Annotated in this window: 4 protein-coding genes; 3 read left to right on the top strand and 1 reads right to left on the bottom strand. The window is 64.3% G+C overall.

Annotated elements, in window-relative coordinates; translation table 11 throughout:
• The coding region (locus ABZD10_RS12840) for an alcohol dehydrogenase catalytic domain-containing protein (protein ID WP_372887025.1) at positions 1-475 on the bottom strand (475 nt) is incomplete at its 3' end.
• A 423-nt stretch (positions 476-898) separates the two neighbouring features.
• Here ABZD10_RS12840 and ABZD10_RS12835 point away from each other — a divergent pair.
• The 3 genes from ABZD10_RS12835 to xsc all read left to right on the top strand — a co-directional run bounded on the left by ABZD10_RS12835 (position 899) and on the right by xsc (position 5,757).
• Positions 899-2,299 carry an aspartate aminotransferase family protein gene (locus ABZD10_RS12835; RefSeq protein ID WP_372887024.1) on the top strand — a complete coding sequence of 467 codons (1,401 nt, stop codon included), beginning with the start codon at positions 899-901 and terminating at the stop codon, positions 2,297-2,299.
• Positions 2,300-2,419: 120 nt separating this feature from the next.
• Positions 2,420-3,892, top strand: a complete 1,473-nt coding sequence (locus ABZD10_RS12830; RefSeq protein ID WP_372887022.1) for a PLP-dependent aminotransferase family protein — start codon at positions 2,420-2,422, stop codon at positions 3,890-3,892.
• A gap of 98 nt (positions 3,893-3,990) precedes the next feature.
• Positions 3,991-5,757: a sulfoacetaldehyde acetyltransferase gene (gene xsc / locus ABZD10_RS12825; protein WP_372887021.1), complete on the top strand. Its 1,767-nt coding sequence runs from the start codon at positions 3,991-3,993 to the stop codon at positions 5,755-5,757.
• Positions 5,758-5,846: the final 89 nt, after the last annotated feature.

The raw sequence follows: 5,846 nt of genomic DNA, 5'->3' as shown, positions 1-5,846 counted from the left end.
CGTCCCGCACCTTGGCCAGGGCGATTTCAGGCAGGACCGTGTGATTGGCAAAGGTCGAGCAGCCCATGTAGTGGTAGATCGGCGTGCCATCCAGCATCGAGAAACGGGTGGTGCCGTCGGGCATCAGGCCCTGGCCCTGGGTGCCGCGAATGGCGGTGCAGAGGTTGGTCTTGCCCGACAGGCAGGAATGGCATTCGCGGCATTCCGGCGTGTAAAGCGGGATCACGTGATCGCCGGGCTTCAGCGTGGTCACGCCTTCACCGACCTCGACAACAACCCCGGCCCCCTCGTGACCAAGGATCGACGGGAACAGCCCCTCGGGGTCGGCGCCCGAGCGGGTGAATTCATCGGTGTGGCAGATGCCGGTGGCCTTGACCTCGATCAGAACCTCGCCCGCCTTGGGGCCCTCGAGATTGACTTCCATGATTTCCAGCGGCTTGCCGGCTTCCAGCGCCACCGCGGCTTTCGTGCGCATCATCGTGTATCCTCCTGTCAGATTTGCGGCGAGCCTCTGCGAAACCGCAACGCTTTTCAATAGAGGTTGCGACAGGCACGGGCACCTATGCGACCTGCCGCAGAAATTCGCGGCATGCCAACCGGCAGATGACATCTGTGACAGATCACGCGGCGCAGTCCCCGCGCGGCTCGGGAAAGGGGTTATTTCACGTCGTGCCGCGCAGAAAACCGACCATTTTCGCGCTGGGTGAGACTGAAAATACCGTTTTCAGCCAAACCCGGCATCTGGACTTATTTCAGCCGCAATACTGGCCCTATCCCGTGATCCGGATTTCCAGTGAGGATGGTGGCGATCACATTCGACCGGGTCCACCGGTTCAGTTCCCGGCCCCCGCGCAACTCGACCGAGACCGCCGGGCGCCCTTTCAGCGAGGAGTCCGAAATGGACGGCAACTTCAAAGACAACGACCTGGAAAAGGTCGTTTCCGCAGACAAGGCCCATGTCTGGCACCACCTGATCCAGCACAAGCCCTTCGAAACCGGCGAGCCCCGGATCATCATCGAGGGCAAGGGCATGCGCGTCTGGGACCAGAACGGCAAGGAATACATCGACGCCGTCTCGGGCGCGGTCTGGACCGTCAATGTCGGCTATGGCCGCGAGCGGATCGCCGACGCGGTGCGCGACCAGCTGATGAAAGTCTGCTATTTCGCCAATACCGGCGGCTCGATCCCCGGCGCGCTTTTCGCCGAAAAGCTGATCAGCAAGATGCCCGGCCTGAGCCGCGTCTATTACACCAATTCGGGGTCCGAGGCGAACGAGAAGGCGTTCAAGATGGTGCGCCAGATCGCGCACAAGAAATACGGCGGCAAGAAGACCAAGATCCTTTATCGCGATCGCGACTACCACGGCTCGACCCTGGCGGCGATGTCGGCCGGTGGCCAGGACGAGCGCAACGCGCAATACGGCCCCTTTGCCCCCGATTTCGTGCGGGTGCCGCATTGCATGGAATACCGCAAGCATGAACTGGGGCTCGAACATCTGTCGGGCCGCGACTTCGGCATCGCCGCCGCCAACCAGATCGAAGAGGTGATCCTGCGCGAAGGCCCCGAGACCGTCGGCGCCCTCTGCCTCGAGCCGGTGACCGCCGGCGGTGGCGTGATCGAGGCCCCCGAAGGCTATTGGGAGCGGGTTCAGGAGATCTGCAAACAGTATGACATCCTGCTGCATATCGACGAAGTGGTCTGCGGCATCGGCCGCACCGGCACCGAATGGTTCGGCTATCAGCACTACGGTATCAAGCCCGATTTCGTGACCATGGCCAAGGGCGTCGCCTCGGGCTATGCCGCCATCGCCTGCATGGTGACCACCGAGGAGGTCTTCGAGAATTTCAAGGACAATCCCGATGACAAGCTGAACCATTTCCGCGACATCTCGACCTTTGGCGGCTGCACCGCCGGCCCCGCGGCGGCGCTGGAGAACATGGCGATCATTGAGGAAGAGGGCCTGCTCGAGAACTGCACCGCCATGGGCGCGCGGATGAAGGCCAACCTCGAGGCGCTGATGCAGAAGCATCAGGTCATCGGCGATGTGCGCGGCAAGGGGCTGTTCCTTGGCGCAGAGCTGGTCAAGGACCGCGACAGCAAAGAGCCGGTCGATGAAAAGGACGTCATGGCGGTGGTCGGCGACTGCGGCGCCCAGGGCGTCATCATCGGCGCCGCCAACCGCTCGATCCCGGGGCGCAACAACGTGCTCTGTTTCTCGCCGGCGCTGATCGTCACCCCCGAAGACGTCGACGCGATCACCGACGCGGTCGACAAGGCCCTGACCAAGGTCTTCGGCTGACACCCACCGCGTCATAGCGAACAAGGCCGGAGCGCAAGCCCCGGCCTTGTTCGGTGCAAATACACGACCGGCGCATAATACCAGATTGCGCGCAAGATAAGTCCACCCTAAGCTGGCGCCATGGGCATCTCGGTCGAAACCTTTTTCCTCAACCCGCTGTTTCAGGGCACCCTGCAATCGCAGATCCAGCAGATGATCGCCGAGGGTATTCTCTCGGGGCGGTTCCGGCGCGGTGAACGCCTGCCCTCGACCCGCAAGCTGGCCGCGCACCTCGGCATCAGCCGCATCACCGTGACCCTCGCCTATACCGAGCTGCTGGCCAACGACTATCTCACATCGCGCGGGCGTTCGGGCTATTATGTCTCTGAAAACGCGCCGGTTCCCCCAAGCTTCAAGCCGGTGCAGAAGACCGAGGACCGGGTCGACTGGTCGCGCGCCATCGGGCGCAGCTTCTCGGGTGGCAACATGCCCGAGAAACCCCAGGGCTGGGCCGATTACAAATACCCGTTCGTCTACGGTCAGACAGACCCGAAACTGTTCGATCATGCCAACTGGCGGCTCTGTGCGCTGCAGGCGCTGGGGCAGAAGGACTTCACCGCGCTGACCACCGATTATTACGATCAGGACGATCCGCAGCTGATCGAATTCATCGCCCGCAACACCCTGCCGCGCCGCGGGATCATCGCCCGCCCCGAAGAGATCCTGATCACCCTCGGGGCGCAGAACGCGCTCTGGCTGGCGGCCCAGATCCTGCTGACCCAGCGCCGCCGGGCCGCGATCGAAGACCCCTGCTACCACGCGCTGCACGACATCCTCAATCAGGCGCGCTGCCACCTGTCGCCGGTCGCGGTCGACCATCAGGGCCTGCGCCCCGCCGACATTCCCGCCGATACCGACGTCATCTTCACCACCCCCAGCCACCAATGCCCGACGGCGGCCACCATGCCGATGAGCCGCCGCCACGAGCTGCTGAAGGTGGCGCGGGACATGGACGCGCTGATCGTCGAAGATGATTACGAATTCGAGATGTCCTTCCTCGATGCCCCTTCGCCGGCGCTGAAATCGCTCGATAGCGACGGCCGGGTGATCTATGTCGGCAGTTTCTCGAAGTCGATCTTTCCGGGGCTGCGGCTGGGCTACCTGGTCGGCTCCGAGCCCTTCATCCGCGAAGCCCGGGCCCTGCGCGCCTCAGTGCTGCGCCACCCGCCCGGCCATATCCAGCGCACGGCGGCCTATTTCCTGTCGCTCGGCCATTACGACGCCCTGATCCGGCGCATCCGCGAAGCACTGCGGCGGCGGCGGCGCGTCACTCAGGAGGCAATCGACACCCATGGGCTCGAGATCGCCGGCCAGGGCCTGCATGGCGGCTCTTCCTTGTGGATGCGGGCACCCGAGCATGTCGACACCGCCGCCCTGACACGCGTGCTGCAACGGCGTGACGTGCTGATCGAACCCGGCCACCCGTTCTTCAACGGCAGCGACCGGCCGCGCAACTATTACCGGCTGGCCTATTCCTCGATCCCGGCCGAGCGCATCCCCGAAGGCATCGCGCGCATTGCCGAGGAACTGCGCCGCCAGCGCGTCTGGACTTAAGCCGCACCCTGCACTGGCCCTAACGGCTGCCCGCGCCGCGCCGTAGTTTCCAATCCTGACCGCACAACGCGCCGCCGGCGCCCACGGAGTTCCGCCGCATGAAAATGACCACCGAAGAAGCCTTTATCAAGGTCCTGCAGATGCATGGGATCGAACATGCCTTCGGGATCATCGGCTCTGCCATGATGCCGATTTCCGACCTGTTCGGCAAAGCTGGCATCACCTTCTGGGACTGCGCCCACGAAGGCTCGGGGGGCATGATGGCCGACGGCTACACCCGCGCCACCGGCAAGATGTCGATGATGGTGGCCCAGAACGGCCCCGGCATCACCAATTTCGTCACCGCCGTGAAAACCGCCTATTGGAATCACACGCCGCTGCTGTTGGTCACCCCGCAGGCCGCCAACAAGACCATGGGTCAGGGCGGCTTTCAGGAAATGGAACAGATGCGCCTGTTCGCGGACTGCGTCTGCTATCAGGAAGAGGTCCGCGACCCGTCGCGCATGGCCGAAGTGCTGAACCGCGTCATCATGCAGGCCAAGCGCAATTCGGCCCCGGCCCAGATCAACGTGCCGCGCGACTATTTCACCCAGGTGATCGACATCTCCCTGCCCGCGATTGTCGACTTCGAACGCCCCGGTGGCGGCGATGACGCGGTGAGCCAGGCGGCGGACCTTCTCTCTGCGGCCAAGTTCCCGGTCATTCTCAACGGCGCCGGCGTCGTGCTGGGCGGTGCCATCCCGGCCTCCATGGCGCTGGCCGAACGGCTCGACGCGCCGGTCTGCGTCGGCTACCAGCACAACGACGCCTTCCCCGGCTCGCATCCGCTCTTCGCCGGTCCGCTCGGTTACAACGGCTCCAAGGCCGGCATGGAGCTGATCGCCCAGGCCGACGTCGTGCTGGCCCTCGGCACCCGCCTGAACCCCTTCTCGACCCTGCCCGGCTATGGCATGGACTACTGGCCCACCAAGGCCAGGATCATCCAGGTCGACATCAACCCAGACCGCATCGGCCTGACCAAGCCGGTGAGCGTCGGCATCGTGGGCGACGCCAAGAAGGTCGCCACCTCGATCCTCGAAAAACTGTCGGACAGCGCCGGTGACGCGGGCCGCGAAGAGCGCAGGGCGCTGATCGCCACCAAGAAATCGACCTGGGCCCAGCAGTTGGCCTCGATGGACCACGAAGACGACGATCCCGGCACCACCTGGAACCAGCGCGCGCGCGCCGACAAGCCCGACTGGATGAGCCCCCGCATGGCCTGGCGCGCCATCCAGGCGGCGCTGCCGAAAGAGGCGATCATCTCATCCGACATCGGCAACAACTGCGCCATCGGCAATGCCTACCCGTCCTTTGAAGCGGGCCGCAAGTATCTGGCTCCGGGCCTGTTTGGTCCCTGCGGCTATGGTCTGCCGGCGGTGGTCGGCGCCAAGATCGGCTGCCCGGACACGCCGGTCTGCGGTTTCTCGGGCGACGGTGCCTTCGGCATCGCGGTGACCGAGCTCACCGCCATCGGTCGCGAAGAATGGCCCGCCGTGACCCAGATCGTGTTCCGCAACTACCAGTGGGGCGCTGAAAAGCGCAACTCGACCCTGTGGTTCGACGACAATTTCGTCGGCACCGAGCTCGACACCCAGGTGTCCTACGCCGGCATCGCCAATGCCTGTGGCCTCAAGGGCGTGGTCGCGCGCACCATGGACGAGCTGACCGCGGCGCTGAACCAGGCGATGAGCGACCAGAAAAACGGCATCACCACGCTGATCGAGGCGATGATCAACCAGGAGCTTGGCGAACCCTTCCGCCGCGACGCGATGAAGACCCCGGTCGAAGTGGCCGGCATCTCCAAGGACGACATGCGCCGGCAATAAACCGGACAAATCACAGCCACGAAACAGAATAAGGCGGGCCCGATACCCGCCTTTTTCTCTTGCCCCAAATATCCCGGGGGGCGTCGTCT

The sequence above is a fragment of the Shimia sp. genome (assembly GCF_041624275.1).
Taxonomy (GTDB): Bacteria; Pseudomonadota; Alphaproteobacteria; order Rhodobacterales; family Rhodobacteraceae; genus Shimia.
Note: the sequence above shows the minus strand (reverse complement) of the source record. Positions and strands in the feature narration are given on the sequence as shown.